Source organism: Fuerstiella marisgermanici (assembly GCF_001983935.1).
Taxonomy (GTDB): domain Bacteria; phylum Planctomycetota; class Planctomycetia; order Planctomycetales; family Planctomycetaceae; genus Fuerstiella; species Fuerstiella marisgermanici.
This window is the reverse complement of the sequence record NZ_CP017641.1, coordinates 8,288,335-8,305,317: the sequence shown is the minus strand read 5'-3', so window position 1 is coordinate 8,305,317 and position 16,983 is coordinate 8,288,335. Positions and strand designations below refer to the sequence as shown.

The 16,983-nt window shown below is 55.2% G+C and carries 12 protein-coding genes and 1 pseudogene; 9 read left to right on the top strand and 4 right to left on the bottom strand.

The features are described from left to right. The first annotated feature begins 313 nt into the window (after positions 1-313). The 4 genes from Fuma_RS31395 (at position 314) to Fuma_RS31375 (ending at position 5,668) form a co-directional block, all read left to right on the top strand. Complete coding sequence (locus tag Fuma_RS31395) at positions 314-940, top strand: RNA polymerase sigma factor (protein ID WP_077027590.1); 627 nt, start codon at positions 314-316, stop codon at positions 938-940. Between the two features lie 61 nt (positions 941-1,001). After that, entirely contained in the window at positions 1,002-3,455 is a 2,454-nt protein-coding gene (locus tag Fuma_RS34505) for an alpha/beta fold hydrolase (RefSeq protein WP_083732463.1), read from the top strand. 219 nt (positions 3,456-3,674) lie between these two features. Next, complete coding sequence (locus Fuma_RS31380) at positions 3,675-4,445, top strand: hypothetical protein (RefSeq protein WP_077027589.1); 771 nt, start codon at positions 3,675-3,677, stop codon at positions 4,443-4,445. A gap of 218 nt (positions 4,446-4,663) precedes the next feature. Beyond that, on the top strand, positions 4,664-5,668 hold the full coding sequence (locus Fuma_RS31375) for a putative adhesin (RefSeq protein ID WP_077027588.1): 1,005 nt from the start codon (positions 4,664-4,666) through the stop codon (positions 5,666-5,668). Positions 5,669-7,310: 1,642 nt separating this feature from the next. Here Fuma_RS31375 and Fuma_RS31360 read toward each other — a convergent pair. Continuing rightward, complete coding sequence (locus tag Fuma_RS31360) at positions 7,311-9,077, bottom strand: arylsulfatase (RefSeq protein ID WP_077027585.1); 1,767 nt, start codon at positions 9,075-9,077, stop codon at positions 7,311-7,313. A 147-nt stretch (positions 9,078-9,224) separates the two neighbouring features. Between Fuma_RS31360 and Fuma_RS36325 the strand changes: the two are divergent. Next, a pseudogene (locus tag Fuma_RS36325) lies at positions 9,225-9,975 on the top strand (IS701 family transposase). Positions 9,976-10,348: 373 nt separating this feature from the next. Continuing rightward, the gene (locus tag Fuma_RS36510) at positions 10,349-10,471 is read left to right on the top strand and encodes a hypothetical protein (protein WP_257787784.1); all 123 of its coding nucleotides are present in this window, start codon (positions 10,349-10,351) and stop codon (positions 10,469-10,471) included. A gap of 290 nt (positions 10,472-10,761) precedes the next feature. On the opposite strand, the gene Fuma_RS31350 is transcribed toward Fuma_RS36510, so the two are convergent. After that, the gene (locus Fuma_RS31350; RefSeq protein WP_077025137.1) at positions 10,762-12,189 is read right to left on the bottom strand and encodes an IS1380 family transposase; all 1,428 of its coding nucleotides are present in this window, start codon (positions 12,187-12,189) and stop codon (positions 10,762-10,764) included. Positions 12,190-12,255: 66 nt separating this feature from the next. Between Fuma_RS31350 and Fuma_RS31345 the strand changes: the two genes are divergently transcribed. Next, positions 12,256-13,878, top strand: coding sequence for a lipoxygenase family protein (locus Fuma_RS31345; RefSeq protein ID WP_077027583.1), 1,623 nt, complete (start codon positions 12,256-12,258; stop codon positions 13,876-13,878). Positions 13,879-14,227: 349 nt separating this feature from the next. On the opposite strand, the gene Fuma_RS31340 is transcribed toward Fuma_RS31345, so the two are convergent. Both Fuma_RS31340 and Fuma_RS31335 read right to left on the bottom strand, forming a co-directional pair. Next, entirely contained in the window at positions 14,228-14,815 is a 588-nt protein-coding gene (locus tag Fuma_RS31340) for a hypothetical protein (protein ID WP_077027582.1), read from the bottom strand. A 77-nt stretch (positions 14,816-14,892) separates the two neighbouring features. Further along, positions 14,893-15,390: a hypothetical protein gene (locus Fuma_RS31335; protein WP_077027581.1), complete on the bottom strand. Its 498-nt coding sequence runs from the start codon at positions 15,388-15,390 to the stop codon at positions 14,893-14,895. Between the two features lie 262 nt (positions 15,391-15,652). Between Fuma_RS31335 and Fuma_RS31330 the strand changes: the two genes are divergently transcribed. After that, the gene (locus Fuma_RS31330) at positions 15,653-15,853 is read left to right on the top strand and encodes a hypothetical protein (RefSeq protein ID WP_077027580.1); all 201 of its coding nucleotides are present in this window, start codon (positions 15,653-15,655) and stop codon (positions 15,851-15,853) included. A 104-nt stretch (positions 15,854-15,957) separates the two neighbouring features. Next, a complete protein-coding gene (locus Fuma_RS31325) occupies positions 15,958-16,887 on the top strand; it encodes an ArdC family protein (protein ID WP_077027579.1) in 930 nt (309 codons plus the stop codon). The last annotated feature ends 96 nt before the right edge of the window (positions 16,888-16,983 follow it).

The following is a 16,983-nucleotide window of genomic DNA, read 5'->3' as shown; positions in this document are numbered from 1 at the left end:
ACCGGCGGCTTCAATCTGAAAGGTGTAGGCTCCGACGAATAGACCCCGGTACACGAAGTTGCCGTTGTCGTCCGTGGTGAGTTCCGGTGCGAGGTGAGCGGTTGTATGTTGCGGAAAGGTAGTCGGGATTGAAATGGCGTTTTGTGGCTGCGATGGTGGCTCCGGTGACGGGCCCGCCGTCTGAACCGACTACTTACACACAATTTCCGGCCACGGCGGCGGGTATTCAGCATTCGGAAGCAAAATTGATATTTGTGTTCCGATGTTTTGCCGTAAGGCATGTTGACGCAGGATCCTGGCGTACAATCAGATCATGACGAGACGTGACGCTTCAACAGATTCGGTAACCAGCCTGAGCTTGCTTTGCGCCTTGAAGGATGACGTTCAGCAACACCAGGCATGGATCCGCTTTGTTCAAAGATACGGTCCTCGCATTGAAGGGTGGTGCCGACGGTGGGGGCTGCAGGAGGCCGACGCCAGAGACGTTATGCAGAACGTGCTTTTGCAACTGGCCAAACAGATGGGTTCGTTCGAATATGACCACGGAGGCCGGTTTCGTAGCTGGCTGAAAACAATTGCGTGGCGCGCGTGGGCCGACTACCTGCGATCGATGAGCCGAAACGTGGCTGTGCCGGGCAGTCTGCAGTTGCTAACAAAACTTGATACGGTTGAAGCGAAGGACGACCTGCTTTCACAACTCGACGATGAAGCGAATCGCGAGATTCTGGAACTTGCGATTCAACGTGTCCGGGGGCGAGTCAAAGAAACGACGTTCGAAGCATTTCGTCTGATGACGTTCGAAGACCTGAGCGGAGCCGAGGCTGCAGAACAACTGGGAATTCCCGTGGGGACGGTTTTCGTCTCAAAATCGCGAGTTGACAGGATGTTGAGCGAAGAGGCTGCATTGCTGGATCAGGATCCTGTGGAAAAGTCAAATTGAGTGTTAGTTTGACGCCAGGACGCACGAATGACGGGTACCAACCAACTATTTGGATCATTTTATGGCAGCCGAGCTCCAACGGTGTCTGCCCGATTCGGCAATCCGTGAGTTTCTTGAATCGCCACTTGAAACGGCCGACATTGAGCGACACTTAAACCACTGTGTTGTATGCCAACAACGTTTGCAAAACCTGACGGCGACTGCTGCCATCGGATGGCGGAAGTTCATGCCGGATGACAAGTCGATCTCGCTCGATCCGACAAACGTTGGGCGTGACCTGCTCCGCCCATTAACTGGTGAGCGTTCGCATTCAGCGGGTGACTATATCGGGCGGTTCGAAGTGAGCGAGCAGATTGGTCAAGGCGGGATGGGGATCGTGTTTCTAGCCACGGACCCCAAGCTTGGCCGCGATGTTGCAATTAAACTGCTAACCCAGGATCGAGCGTCCGATGTTCAGTGGCTGGAGCGTTTTCGTCGTGAAGCAAGACTTGCTGGTTCTTTAAACCATCCGAACGTTTTGACGATTTATGAGATCGGTGAGTCCGACGGAACCCCGTTTATTGCCACGGAATTTGTGCTGGGGCTCACATTGAAAGAGCGGCTGCGCGTTCTTAGCCTAAGTCTGGATGAAGCATTGGACTATGCCTGGCAACTGGCAAAGGGGCTAGCCGCCGCTCATGCCGCCGGGATTGTGCATCGCGATCTTAAGCCAGACAACGTGATGATCCGCGATGACGGCCTGCTTAAGATTCTCGATTTCGGTCTGGCTCGTTCGTCGATCCCGACTGCCACCGATGAAACTGCGATTTCTGAGTCCGGTTCAATCGTCGGAACGGTTAGCTTCATGTCACCCGAGCAGGCGCGCGGTCAGGATTCGGATATCAGCAGCGACGTGTTCAGTTATGGTTCGGTGCTATTCCTGATGCTGGCAGGGGAACGACCGTTTGTAGGGGAGACTTCCAGCGACGTGATGGCTGCGATTCTGACGCGGTCTCCCAAGAGTCTGGGAGAATGCAACACTGAAATCCCTCCGTGGCTGATTCAGCTCATCGGTCGTTGCCTTAGCAAGAATCCTGTCGATCGGCCAACAAGCAAAGATGTCGCGGAGGAGCTGGCAAACAAGCGTTCGCTGCCGACGTGGAAAAAACATGCAACAGCCGCCGTCACAGACAGAGTCCCGGAAACTGCCGTCACGGCACCATCGTCGCAAGACAAACTCGTGGAAGCCCCGGAGATTCGCTATGCGCGCAGTGGGGATGTCAACATCGCATGGCAGACGGTCGGAGACGGTCCGATCGACATGGTCTTTGTGATGGGCTGGGTGTCTCACCTGGAATGGTTTTGGAAAGACCGTGCGTTCGCAACTTTCCTTACGCGGCTGGCTACTTTCTCACGATTGATTCTATTCGACAAACGAGGTACCGGGCTGTCTGACAGAGTTCCGGTCGACAAGCTTCCAACCCTGGAAACTCGAATGGACGATGTCCGCGCTGTCATGGACGCTGCCGGATCAGAACGCGCGGTCTTGTGTGGAGTCTCTGAAGGCGGGCCGTTGTGCGCTCTGTTTGCGGCGACGTATCCGCAGAAGGCAATTGCCATCACGATGATGGGTTGTTACGCACGCAGGTTGTGGGCGGAAGACTATCCGTGGGGACCAACCGCAGAACAGCGGGATCTGTTTTTCGAGGAAATCGCGAGCAACTGGGGCGGCCCCCTTGGCATTGAAGACCGCGCACCCAGCAAAGCCAACGATCAGGAATTCCGCAAGTGGTGGGCCACTTACCTACGGATGGGAGCCAGCCCGGGCGCAGCGGTGGCGCTGACTCGAATGAACGCCCAAATCGATATCCGTCCGATTCTGCCCACAATTCAAGTGCCCACTCTTGTTCTTCACAGGTCAGGAGATCGCTGTCTGAGAGTAGAAGAAGGCCGCTACATGGCGGACTTAATTCCCGGAGCGAAGTTCGTGGAGCTTCCGGGTGACGATCACCTGCCGTTTGTCGGCGACTCACAGACCATGTTGGACCACATCGAAGAATTTCTAACAGGCATGCGACAAGCTCCCGCCGAAGATAAGGTGTTAGCCACGGTCTTGTACATTCGCAGCGAAGCCGATTCAGAAGTCGAGCAGGATCGTTTCCGTGCACTGCTTCGGCATCAGCGAGATTTGTTCCGTGGTGAGAACCTGACGATTGCCGAGCGTGCTTCGATTTTGACGTTCGATGGCCCCGCCCGAGCCGTTCGCGCGGCGAACGCCATTGTTGAACTCGCCAACCGATTAGACATGAGCATTTGCTGTGGAGTCGAAACGGGGATGTGTGACATCGGCCAGCAGACGCTTGAGGGAACGGCTGTCGAAACGGCAGGTGAGTTGTCGAAAACCGCAGCATTCTCAGAGGTTTTGGTCACCGAAACCGTAATGAACCTGGTATCCGGATCGGGCCTGCTTTTCCTGCCAAAATCACAGCTCTCTGACCACGGGATTGTGGTGTTCAGCTTATTGGATTCTCGCTGACAGCTTCGATCCAACGTTCGAGAATTGGCGGCCGTTTGCTCACTCTGATTCCCCAAAAGCGATGTTCGGCACACGGCAAAAAGCCGGCAGCCGCCAGAGTTTTTCGGAATCTCACAGGTTGAGTGTTAGTTTCTGGTTGTTGCCGGAGAACCAATGGTCGTAAAGCCTCGCAGCACAACTTGCGGGGCAGACTTAAAAGTCAGAAGAAAGGCTCACAAGATGATCCGGTTTGGCAACAAGTATTTCAAAATTGAGAGCGTCACGGAACTCGTGGCAGACAACGGTGAATTCGGTTTCGAATTTCGTCGTCTTTGCAAAATGAAATTTCAGGAAGACAATTTTCTGTTCCTCCACGACGTCGTGCGGCGAAGGCCTCCGCAAAGAATCTATCTGGAATATATTATTCCGACGTTGGGCTCAGGGCCGCGCCCAGGCAACCTTCAAGCCTATGATGCAACCCCACAGTTTCCATTTGGACATCGTCCTAAAACGCACATCGTGGCGACACCCCGCCGGGTTCGCGTGAATCTTGGGCGAGGCCTCAATATTAGCGACGCCGTACGTGCCCCTATGATTGCCCTTGCCAATGCAAACAGATGGTCAGAAGGATTATGGCGACCTGCACTGGAAACTGCCGTCGCGGATATCAAACGGTTGCTGGACATGAACGGCACAACCGGTGAATATTACGCGTCGGACGCTTTTCTGCAGTTGTTCGAGCGGCTTGTGATGCCCTGCGTCCAACAACAACATGTGGACACACTTGCGCTGACAAACGGTCTGTCCTCCGCAGTCAAAAAAGACCTCAGGCTTCGCGAATTTCTGCGGTATGCGAAAGCATCGGTCTTTTTCGGTCTTCCGGACATTGAGTGCACCCGCCGCGAGCAGATGTTTCGCCGAGCGGCAGAGGAAATGTTGCAGAAGCTCAAAGCCGATCATGAGCTGCCTGGCACCTTTGACAGCCTGAAAGTGGGTGCGTGGCGAGCATAAACCCGACCTGCGAGACGTACTCGAAGGTGACGCGGGCCGAGACACCGCCGTTAACACCGAATGGGCGTTCTGGCTGTAGCCATGCGGAATTCGTCTGCATCGAGCCTCGGCAGTGGGTTTCGCAGCAAGCAACTACCATCATTTCGTGATCATTTTGACCGTCAAGTGCATTTTCTTTCTCGTTGGCCGTTCTGGCCATCAACACACAGGAGCAAATTATGTCGTGGGGTAAATCAGACCAGGATCGCATTCAAGATACATTGAATTATGTAGCCGGCGTACCGGGCGTATCGAAGGTCAGTGTTCAACTGCTGGTCAACTACGTCAACGGAGATTCGATCTTCAGTGCCGCGACAATTAGCAAAGCACTATCGCTGGGTTTTTCTCGATTTGGCAGGGGCGGCACAACAAAGTCTCAGCGGCATGCCATTCGAGGATTAATTTTGACTAAACTCGCTGCAACATTACCGCCGTCAACTGCCGTCGCTAAGAGCTGGAAGGCTGCCTACAAGCGGCGGTCGGAATCGAAGCTACAGAGACGGATTGCCCATTACCTCCTGCAACTGCAGGCTCCCAGACCTATCCCGTCGATTCCGACCGGGGGGACAACGGGTGTCGCCCCTGCAGCATACGGCATTTCGGATGCAACTCTTCAGGCAGCAATCGGAAGTCTGGCTACGAAACCGACTGCAGCCACCGCAACATCGGTCACAGCCCCGGGGCCGCCGCCCGGCGCGAAGCAGGCCTTTGCGGCGAAAAAGTCCTACTTTGAAAAGGTTTCACGCTCGCACGTCATACTGTCCGGACATGGCTCCTGGCCAACACCGTTCGCCATGGTAAGACTGAAGACAAACCAGAAGATGCGTTTCTACTCCAGCCATGGCTACCCAGTCGGCAATAATTATGCACAGTTGATTGACAGTCGGCAGTTTCCCGCGCCGGTGGAAGAAAGGACCGGTGGAGAGACCATCTGGGACTATATGCTGCACCCGAAGCGCAGCTTGAAACTGATGAATCATTCCAATGGTGACAGAAGATTTCTAACGGTGACGACAGATACACCAATTAGCGCATTCATTAACAATCCTGCCTACGTCGATGCCACTTTTCATTTTGCGGCCTGCCGAGTCGTGACAAGCGGCAGGCATGTTTGGTGCCCGGTGGACCACGGGAAGTGGGAGCCCTATGTCAAAGGGGGGCCGAAGCCGTGTGTCTTGAAATAGAGAGCACTTGACCTCGAGCGGCCTGGAAGACAGCGAGATCATTTGTGGACAACGGCGATTCTGTTGACGGTCTGATCCAAATTTGCCGCCCAAACGAGACGTTGCACACGATCGTATTTCCTCAGCCCAAAGATTTATTGTTTCTCGACAGACGTGCCGGAGATGACTGTCTGGTTCGATAGCAACGAAATTCGGCATGAAGGGATTTGAGATTGGCGAGTCATTCCGTGACACCGTGTTGTCGAAATCAAATTGTGTTCCGTGACTGGGACAAAGCAGCGGGAACAGTGACGTATCAAGCCGTCCATCCTGAGGCCGCCGCGGAATTGGACTGGACGATGGGGTTTGCTAAGTGCTCAATGCAGGCAAAGCGTGCCGAGGTACTTGCGACCGATCGCGCTGCGGATGCGTCACGGAACTCGTGGCAGACAACAGTGAATTCGGTTTCGAATTTCGTCGCCTTTGCAAAATGAAAGCTCAGGAAGACAGCTTTCTATTCCTCCGAGATGCGGCGCTGCGAAGCCCTCCGCAAAGGATCTATATGGAATACACTATTCCGACTATGCCCAGACGGCAGCACAATCCCAACCTTATGGCCCCTGATGCAACCACACATTTTCCAGATGGACATCGTCCTAAAATGCACCACATGGAAGCACCCCGCCGGATTCGTGTGAATCTTGGGCGAGGCCTCAATATTAGCGACGCCGTACGTGCCCCTATGATTGCCCTTGCCAATGCAAACAGATGGTCAGAAGGACTATGGCGGCCTGCACTGGAAACTGCCGTCGCGGAGATCAAACGGTTGCTGGACATGAACGGCACAACCCCTGAATATTACGCGTCGGACACTTTTCTCCGGTTGTTCGAGCGGCTTGTGATGCCCTGCGTCCAACAACAACATGTGGACACACTTGCGCTGACAAACGGTCTGTCCTCCGCAGTCAAAAAGACCGCAGGCTTCGCGAATTTCTGCGGTATGCGAAAGCAGCGGTCTTTTTCGGTCTTCCGGGCGTTGACTGCACCCGCCGCGAGCAGATGTTTCGCCGAGCGGCAGAGGAAATGTTGCAGAAGCTCAAAGCCGATCATGAGATGGCCGGCACCTCCTTTGACAGCCTGAAAGTGGGCGCGTGGAGAGCATAAACCCGCTCTTCAAGGCGTGGTCGTTGTAGGTGTGCGTTAGCGCATGACCGGTGGACTTCGGAGTTACTCTTCAGAATGCACTAAGGAGACGCCAATGTCAAAGAAATCGAAACGAGTCCGCGCGACAGGGCATTTGTGTCGTCAGATTGATCGCGTGCTTTGACGGTTTACGGACAGCGTGCGGGATTTTCTGTGGGCGCTCAGGACGAACCGTCCTTGTGCACTGGGAAGTCCGTCCGAATCTGCTTTGGTTTCATCGACTGACGGGGCGTACGCATCGTAGGAATTGAGTCGCTCCTTCAGGGGCGTACACACCGTAGTTGATGTAACCTCTTCCGATACTTGAGATTCGAACACGGTCGACTGCGTGGCGGTCCCGTCGAAAAGTTCTAGCCGTGTCTGGTTGCCCCGGCCGTCGGACGGCCAAAATGACGAGCACCAGAGCCGTAATATCAGATCGGCAGCCGCATGCGGGCTCTGCGGTCCGCGCCGCAGCTGATCAATGGGCGCCGAGACTTTCCAGACGGATTTCGCGGAGATTCATTAATTCCCCAGCAGAAGAGGTTTTGACTCGTGCCGTAAGTATTGTTCGGCCGACGGGTAAGTCGAACACGCCAATCGTTTCGGAGCGAAACTGGTCGGCGGTGGCAGTCGGCGTCACCCGGAAGTCCAGCGACTGGCCGGCAACCTTAAGCTGCAGGACTCCTCCGGCGTCCTGCGGACGGCACCCGTAGCTGATCTGAACCTGATATCGCCCTGAGTGCTGTATGTCGAGCTGCCATTCGGCGCGTTCGCCCGGCGTCTTCCATCCGTCGATCGTGTCCCAATCGTAGCCTTCAAACGTGTAGTGAATATTCTTCCCGTGCCACTGCGCCCAGCTGGGAGAAAGACTGGTCACGGGTTGTTCCGCATCTCCAACGGGAATTGGTACCGGCTCGTACGTCTGGCCGGCGGTGACGTCGTTGAACCATCGCACAAACTCCTCTCGCAACCGCTGAACGATTTGCGGATGCCGGGCGGCTACGTTTTTGGTTTCGCCCGGATCCTGCTGCAGATCGAACAGCCGCCACTTCGTCGGGTCCGGCGTGGCACTGTTGCCGAACAGCCCCAGCAGTTTCCACCGTTCGTCACTGATGCCCCAGCGGCGATCAGGATTGGGCGTGTACCGGTCCCACGTGTGGTACACGTAGTTGTGATGGTGCTCTGTCTGACCGGTCAGCACTGGCAACAAACTGCGACCGTCGACGGCGCGATCATCGGGCACCTTGATGCCTGCAAGCTCGCAGAACGTAGGCAACCAGTCGATGTGAGAAGTCAGAGCATCACTTTTTGTGGCCGGTTCGATGTGCTTCGGCCAGCGAACGAAGCAGGGAGCCCGCACACCGCCTTCGTATGTGCTGGCCTTTTGGCCGTTCATACCGCCCTTCCAGAACTTGCTGACGCCGCCGTTATCGCTGGTGAATACAACCAGCGTTTCGTCCGCCAGCTTCTGCCGAACCAGACTGCTCAGAAGGCGACCGAGATTGACATCGACCCGTTCAATCAAGGCGTAAATTCTCGCTTCCCGCAGCGGCAGCCCCTTCTTCAGATACTTATCCAGCAGCCGATCGCCTTCGGGCTGACCGTAGTGCGAAGTGTCCAGGACCCACGGCGAGTGCGGAGCGTTGTACATTACCGCGCAGAAGAACGGCTGTTGCGTGGGCGCAACGGTTTCCATGAAGTCGATGGCCGCGTCGGTGAACAGATCCGTAACGTAGCCTCGAGCTTCCACCGGCTGGCCGTTGTGGTGCAGTTGATCGGGGAACTCGTAGCGCTCGATGTGCCCATGATAGTGACCGAAGAATTCATCAAATCCGCGGCGCTGAGGTTGGTAGTCGGGATACTTCCCGAGATGCCATTTGCCAAAAAGCCCCGTCCGATAACCGGCTTTCTGCAGCAACTGAGCCAACGTCACTTCCTGCAGCCCCAGCGAATCGCCCCCGAATCGCGTGTTATAGAGTCCGGTGCGAAGGTAGTACCGACCGGTCATCAAACCCGCTCGAGTCGGTGCACAAACCGGAGCCGCGTAGTATCGATTCAACTGCATGCCCTCGGACGCAATGCGGTCCATCTGCGGCGTCTCGATGTGCGGATTCCCCGTCGCACCCGTGTCCCAATAGCCCTGATCATCGGTGCAAAGCAGAACAATATTCGGAGGACGAACGTCCAACGCGACGACAGACAGATTGCCTGCGAACAGGGCCAGCGCCAAAAACAAAACTCTCATGATGACCACTCTCCGGGAACACATTTCCATGTGAGCTTAGCTCGACAGCGCCACGTCTGCTGGATTGAAGACTTTAAGTCTTCAGCTGTGCGGTAGTTATCGCACTTGACTTGAAGTCGAAAAAGGGACGCCCCTTCGTGTGCTAAAATGTTTCACGAGGAAACCACGGTTGGTCGTCCCATGTCGCTGCAGGATATCGCAAAGCTGAGCAAATTGCTCGGCCAGTTCCCGACTCGTTTCTCCTGCCCGGCAGGGCGAACGCTGTTGCAGATCTATGTGCGTGGGCTGCTTTCCGGCGTGCAGCGTAAGAATGCGGAAGCGATTGCTGTGGATCAAAACGTGGCACCGCGGACGCTGCAGCGTTTTCTCGAATCGATCGTCTGGGATCAACAGATGCTGCGTGATCGCTGTCAGCAAATCGTCGCCACCGAACGTGCTCATCCGGATGCGATCAGCTGTATCGACGAAACGGGAACCGCCAAAAGTGGTCGTGAAACAGCGGGCGTTAAGCGACAGTACTACGGCAACCGCGGAAAGATCGAAGACTGCGTCAACAACGTGGCTTTGGCCAATTCGGCTCCGGGCTTCGATTGCCGGTTGGACGCGCGTTTTTACCTTCCCGGAGAATGGGCCAACAATTCGGCGCGCCGAAAAAACGCACGTGCCGGACGATGTCGTCTTCCAGACGAAACCTCAAATTGCACGGGACCTGATCGATCGTGCGAAGGCCAACGGCATCGAAGTCATCGCGTGGACGGCCGACGAACTGTACGGTCGTGACGGCGCGTTTCTGGATGGCCTGGATGCGCGAGGTGAATTGTGCACGGCCCCCGCAGCATTCTCGCCATCAGGATCGCCCGGATCTCCATACACGGAAACAGCGAGCCGGTGGCCCTGACTGTTGTATTGGGGAACCGGTTGCTGCGTGCCAGTCGCTGCTCCACCAAGTCGCTCGAAGACTGACAGTCCACCCTTCCCAGAACGACCACGGCCACTCATTCGTGGACGAGCATCTCGCGACCCGCCCATGGGCATGTTTCCACCGGTGGACTGAGTGCAGTATGGCATAGCGGAACTCCCATTAGATCACACGAAAACGTGATGCTGCTGCGAAGGAAAACTTATCCGCTCCACTCAATTGTCGTTGGTGGGATTTGATATCACAACCATAAAACTCAAGTGGCTCAGGCTATTCCTAGTCTTTGCAGAATGGCGCGAATTTGCTGTCCCTATCCCGGTGGGTGTGCGGTAAACGTACTCAGGTACTCCCTGTGCCACCATCCACCGAAGAGGGCGTCTATCTGTCCATCCAGCTACTGGTGAACATGGCAGGACGATTTCGAGCCTTCATCCTTCAGGAGCTATTGCATGCCATCTCTACCCGAAAACAATGACACGCAACGTCAATCTCAAGTGCTGGCCAAAGCCCAGAAATATCAATGGCGGCACCTGTCACTTCCCAGTCCGAGTTTGGCATTGATGAAACCGCTAGCCCGGATGTCTCACGCGATCGGGGTTGAGTAGGCGGCGGTGGTAGAATTTCGTTGGCGTTGAGATCCTGGTATGAATCTGAGGCCCATTCGACCGAAATTGGGATCGTGGCTTCGTACATTTCCAGACGCGCGCAGCGGTGCGTCACCGATCTTCGAAGCCGGCTGAGGAATCTCATGTTGTCGCACTGAAATCAGACCTGCATGACCTGCGGTCTGTGGCGGCGGAGATTAGCAAGGACTCGTTCGAACAGTGGCTGGTACGGATATGATTCGGAAAAGCTGATCACCACGCGCCGAACGCTCACCTGAATCTTCGTGCCGATCTTCAGCAGCTTCGAACGAATTGTGCCCGCCTGAGCGTTCTGCATCTCGGTCCCCGCCAGGCCGAATTCCCGCAGCACGTGGTGCAGCAAATACGCCATCGTCGAGAACAGCAACCGCAGTTGATTCGAACGCATGTTGTGAGTGCTCGTGCGATCCGCGAACAGATAAAGCTGCTGTTCCTTGATCCGGTTTTCCATGTCGCCCCGCGCGCAGTAACGATCTTCGTACAGCATACGTGCGTCGACGCGTTCGAGCGAAAGACTGGTGACGACGAAACGCGAGTTGGCTCCTTTGCGAAGATGTTCGGCTTTGCCGATGACTCGGCGTTCGCATGACCATGTCTCCTTCGTGCGATACCGAAAATCTTTGAACACCCGAGCCGCTTCGCCCGTTGCTTCAAACTGAACCTTCGCCTGCTGAAGTTCGCCCCCGATTGCCTTCACAAGACGCTTGTTCTTTGCCAGGCCAATGATGTAATCGACACGGTTTTTCTCGCACCAGGCGAGAATATTGTCGCGACAAAAACCACCGTCCGCTCGAACGATCATCCGAACGTTCGGCCATGCGGCTCGCAGCCTGGGAACGATGCGTTCGAGTTCTTTCACCGTTCCCGCACAGCCGTCAATGTTTGAAGGACGCAGCACGGCGCCGAGCGGCCAGCCGCCGCAGAACGTATACAACGGCAGAAAGCAGTAGCTTTTGTAGTAGCCGTGGAAAAATTTCCCGAGCTGATCGCCGTGCACCGGATCATCCGTGGCGTCGAGATCAAGCACGAGTTCCGTCGGCACACCTTGCTTGCTTCGCATGCGAATGAAAACATCGACCAGAGTATCCTGAAGTGTGGAAACACTGGCGACGATCTTTTTGTAGCGACTGTTTTTGGTCGCCCCAACCGGCGTGAGTTCCAACCGATTGAGCGTGCTCTTCCCGGCCAGCGGAACACCTTTGCTGCATTCGGCAGCACGATCCTGTCCGGTGATATCTCGTCGCCCGCACATCAGAGCCAGCAGAGGATCATGTCGCAACTGCTCGTGATCGTTCAGATCTTCATAGCCCAGAGCGATTCCCATGACTCGCTGCCGCAACAGTTCTTCGACTGAGAACTCACTGTGCTCACTTCGATGATCCGTAAAGCTCGCCGTGAACGATCGAAGGATACCAAACCGCTCTTCGACTTCCCGCAACAACAACCCGCCACCATCTGACGTGATCTTTCCACCATCAAACGCGGCACAAACTTCTCGCCGACCGTGACCCTCGAATAACAACTTCTCTCTGCTACACTCTGTCACCACAAAACCGCCTCCTGATGTTGACGTAAATCCTTCTCACAAAAGACTTACGCACGCAGAGGCGGTTTTGTGCATTCTCTGTGTGAGATTTCCGGGCTAGGGCCGTCCGGTCAGGGCCTGCTGCCAGAACTGGACAAACCGACAGGTCGCTGGCAGGAAAGGTTTGACGAACTGGTGGCAGAAGTTGAGCAGGTTGCAAATCTGGTGTCCGGTGTATTCGGCGGTCAGTTGACCAGTCCGCAGGGCCTGCTCGATATCTCCAACATGTTTACTCACATTCCCACTCCGATCAGCGTGGAGCATTATGTGGACGACACCTACTTTGGTCGACAGCGATTGGCTGGTGCCAACCCGTTGGTCATTAAACGCGTGCAGAAGATTGAGGACTTGAAGGAAACCGCCTTCAAAGATGAACATATTGTTGAGGTCATTGGCGTAAAACTTGAGCCGGCCATCGACGAAGGTCGCATATTCATTTGCGATTACGAAATCCTTGCAGATTTTACCGAACTCAGCGGCATGGGACTAAGTTCGGCGATCCCTGAGATCAACCCCATCATCCCTGCTGCCGTCAAATATTTCGAAGCTCCTATTGCGCTGTTCTACTGGGAAGGCAGTGGAACGAATGGACAGATGCGACCAGTTGGAATTCAAATCGAGCGACGAGTCAATGCTGACGTGATTACACCCAAGCATCCGAAGCTTTGGCCAATTGCCAAGTTGGCAGTGCAAAGCGCGGACGCGCAGATTCATGAACTGGACAGCCATGCAATGCGGTGCCACTTCGTTCTGGAAGCCGTGAAAGTGGCAGCGGAGCGAACGTTTCACACGGACCATCCCGTGCTGATTCTGCTACGACCACACCTCCGCATGTTACTGGCAATCAATGATCAAGTAGACGCGTTTCTGTTCAACGAAGGTGACAACATCGACCAGCTACTTGCACCACCACTTGTCGAAGGCTCTCACGGAATTTTGGAGGTCGCTAGACGCAGCTACGATTTCAAAGTGCTCGCCGACTGGGATGAGGAGGTACGTACACGGCAGATGTCAAAAGATGATGATGACGCACAGGATGTAAACGTCGACTATCCATACCGAGATGATGGCAAGCTGCTCTGGGACGCAATCACAAATTTCACACTGGCCTACGTAGAGCACTACTACCAAGATGATCAACTAATCATCGACGATATCGAGTTGCAAAACTTTACTAGTGAGTTGTCCGGCGAAGGTCGCATTGACGGCGTCGACCGAATTCAGGACATAAAGTCACTGGCAAAAATGCTGACGAGAATCATCTGGTCATCGGGACCACTCCATGCAGCCCTGAATTTCAGCCAGTGGGACCACTTCGGATTTGTGGCCAACGCGCCGTTCTCCATGTTTCAGGAGTTCCCAACGGGCGACAACCCTCATTTTCCGTTCGACAATTTTCTCCCCAACCTGCACGCCAGTTTTCGCCAAACCGGACTCATGTATGCTCTCAGCTCGCTAAAGTACGACATCCTCGGTTATTACGAACCCAAAGACTTCGACACTGATAACGACCCAGATTTGGAGGAGATCATTCACGAGTTTCAGTGTGCCCTGGGCCAGATCAATGCCGAGATATTTCGCCGTAACCTCGATCGAGCAGTTCCGTATCCATACCTGATGCCGATTCATGTACCCAACAGCACCAGCGTGTAAAGCGACATTGTCGCAAATGGAATTCCGGACAATGAAAGTCCATGTATTCGCTCTCGCGAATAGCAGACAGGCCACCTTACCCAATGATTGGGTAAGGTGTTTGAAATCTGAAAAATTTCGGGCGAGCGAGGTAAATAGCTATCCTGCGCTTAGTGGGGAAGGGCCACCCCCTTTCGACAACTTTGATTTGAGTTCAGGCTGGTAAGAACGCGCGAATTGGGCTCGCTCGTTTGCACAATGAATCAGCCTTCGGCTTGTTGGTTTCCGATTTCCAGCAGTGCGCACGCGAAAACACGGCAACCGTTTCCGATTGCCGTGTCTGAGTTCGTCCGAGTTACTTCGCAGCTTGTCAGGCTGCCTGTGAGACACTTTGACCGACTGACGCCGCTGATGCCTCATGCTGGGGGCTGTGGGATTGCTGTGCGGCCTGCAAAAGCGTCTCAACGTTGAGTGGTTGGTATGTGGTCCAGAGCTTCTCAAGGCTGCTGAGCGCTGAATATTCGGCGTCTCGCACGTAGCCGCGACCATCGTGTTCGCCTCGGTCCATTTCTATGGCGAGTTTGAGCGACAGCATTGGATTCGCCAGGACTGATGCCACTTGCCCAGCCGTGCATGCGAGGAACACTCGCGGGGCTCCGGCAATCTCCAGAACTGCCCCAGTTGCCTGGCCAGGTTTTCCGCGATTCTTGCCTGCCTTCAATATGACTCCTTCGTCGCGACCCGGTCTGAGCTTGACCGGTGCGTTCTCTGCGGCTGCCTTCCGTGCCTTGGCCTCGGCCGTGAAGCCTGCGATCTTCTGCGGGATGTTCTCCCGAGATTTCGCCCAGGAAAGCAGGACGTCGAAGGGCACATTTTCGCCAGCCGCCTGGATAACGGCCGATGGCGCTGCGCCGTTTGAGATCAAGCTTGTGAATTGTTCGTCTGAGTATGTTTGCATGGTTGGAATTCCGAATTGGGAACTAAGAAAATGGTGCTGGCGGAACTGTCCGCCTGCGGTCGAGACGTTGCGATTCTTCAAGCTGCCATCAGCGTTGCCCGTCGCGACTTGATGCGGCGAGCCAGTGGGCCTCGGTCGAGCTGCTTCGGTGGCATACTTGCTCGTGATACCTTCAGCGGTTCACGAATGAATGCACGCAACGCTAGAACGGTTTGCATTCGATGTATGGCAAGTCGTTCGCCGATTGCCTGCGACAAGTCAAACGCAAATTCCATCTGCCGCGTGAACGTATCGCCGTAGTCTGTTCCCGTCATCGGGATCAATGCATCCCCGCCGAAGTGCTCAGGTGCCCGGTCGCACGCTGCTTTCATGTTCTTCAAGAGGTGTCCGGCAGCTTGCCACGCAACCTGCTTCGCGTTGTAACCGGTTCGCCTTCCCTCACGCGATTCGTGAACAGCTTGACAGTAGAAATCCCCCGCAAGCTCTGGCCGCTTGCGTCGTTTCGCCTCTGCAATGCAGGCATGCGCAAGAGCTTCTTTGCCTTCGCTCGAGTGGTGGTCGTGTCTCGTTGTCATTGTTCGGGTCTCCGCTTGGGTTTCGTCGTTGGCGTCGCACGCTGCGTTGCCTCTGCCCCAGTAAACGCCAGCCAGGGCGGTTTGTCGCCCGATTCCGATTCACTTCCATGTTATGCGTGACCGTTCACCACGTTTTCGTCGGCGGAACGTCCGGCTTTTCTGCGGCGAGCGTCGCCCCGGATTTTCTGGGAGGTAGGGAGTGGAGTGGAGTTGGCGAGCCGATAAGGCGCGACTTGCTCCCCTTAGAACGAGGAGACGAGACATGGACCCAACGGCGTGCTTCAGACGAATGGCTGAAGCGTTCGAGCTGAACGACTGGAATGAAGTTGGCGAGGCGGCTGAAGACTTGAAGCAGTGGCTGCGGAACGGCGGCTCTGCACCTGATCAGTTGCAAACGTGCGGTGCGTTCGCAGTCCCGGCGGCAGTGGCGATTTGCGAACAGATGACACGCCTCGGTGAGTGAGGACTGGTGCTCTCATCAGGGCGTTTTATTGGGTGGCGATTCGGGGTAGCTGGCAATGCTCCGGTCGTCGTCTTTTCATTTTGCCAACACTCTGGAGACCACTGATGAAAGTCGATGTTTATGAAATGGTGACGGACCGCGTAGTTGAGTTACTTGAACGGGGAACCGTCCCGTGGCGAAAACCGTGGAAGGGGCAAAACCTGCATCCCTGCAACGGCAGAACCGGCTCGCACTATCGTGGCATCAACCCGTTCCTGTTGGAAGTTGCAAAGATCAGCAACGGCTACAAGGACCACCGTTGGCTGACGTTCAAACAAGCGAAGGATGCTGGAGGGACAGTGAAGAAAGGCGAGTCGTCGTCACTCGTTGTGTTCTGGAAGTGGCTGGAGAAAGCTGATGGGGACACTGGCGAGGTGAAGAGAATTCCGCTGCTACGGTACTACCGCGTTTTTAATGTTGAGCAGTGCAAGAAACTCGATGAATCGAAACTGAAAGCTGAGCCAGACATTTACGAACCCAGCGAGTGGGAGGCCATTGAGAACGCCGAGCGCATTGCCGACACGTGGCTCGAATCATCGGGGCTTCGGAACCGGATTAACCACGGCGGAAACCGTGCGGCTTATTGTCCTTCCGATGACTCTTTGCTGATGCCTGATCGAGATCGGTTCGAAGCTTCAGCGGAGTACTACTCAACGCTGTTTCACGAATTGGCTCATAGCACGGGCCACACCGATCGCCTGAACCGATTCGAGTCTGGCGGATTCGGCACGGATCCGTATGCGAAAGAGGAACTGATTGCTGAACTCGGTGCCGCGTTCCTGTGCGGGGAATGCGGAATTGAATCAGACACGATTGAGAATTCGGCAGCATACCTGAATGGCTGGATTCGAGTTCTGAAAGGAGACAAACGGCTGATCGCTTCCGCTGCCGGTGCTGCTCAGAAAGCTGCCGACATGATTCTCGGAAGGAAGTTTGAAGCAAAGGAAGATTCAACCGAAAAGCAACCACTCGTCGTCGGCTCCATGACAACTTGACTCAACCCTGCGGATTGGTCTCCGCGTGGGGTGGCCCTGTCGTGCTTCGGTGCGGCAGGGCTTTTTTATGCGCCGACAACCGCTGGCATCACGACG

Excerpts from the sequence above, each read along its gene's own strand:
- Fuma_RS31340 (WP_077027582.1), bottom strand. The coding sequence starts at position 14,815 with ATGCAAACATACTCAGACGAACAATTCACAAGCTTGATCTCAAACGGC.
- Fuma_RS31375 (WP_077027588.1), top strand. The coding sequence starts at position 4,664 with ATGTCGTGGGGTAAATCAGACCAGGATCGCATTCAAGATACATTGAAT.
- Fuma_RS31360 (WP_077027585.1), bottom strand. The coding sequence starts at position 9,077 with ATGAGAGTTTTGTTTTTGGCGCTGGCCCTGTTCGCAGGCAATCTGTCT.
- Fuma_RS31380 (WP_077027589.1), top strand. The coding sequence starts at position 3,675 with ATGATCCGGTTTGGCAACAAGTATTTCAAAATTGAGAGCGTCACGGAA.
- Fuma_RS31395 (WP_077027590.1), top strand. The coding sequence starts at position 314 with ATGACGAGACGTGACGCTTCAACAGATTCGGTAACCAGCCTGAGCTTG.
- Fuma_RS31330 (WP_077027580.1), top strand. The coding sequence starts at position 15,653 with ATGGACCCAACGGCGTGCTTCAGACGAATGGCTGAAGCGTTCGAGCTG.
- Fuma_RS31325 (WP_077027579.1), top strand. The coding sequence starts at position 15,958 with ATGAAAGTCGATGTTTATGAAATGGTGACGGACCGCGTAGTTGAGTTA.
- Fuma_RS31335 (WP_077027581.1), bottom strand. The coding sequence starts at position 15,390 with ATGACAACGAGACACGACCACCACTCGAGCGAAGGCAAAGAAGCTCTT.
- Fuma_RS34505 (WP_083732463.1), top strand. The coding sequence starts at position 1,002 with ATGGCAGCCGAGCTCCAACGGTGTCTGCCCGATTCGGCAATCCGTGAG.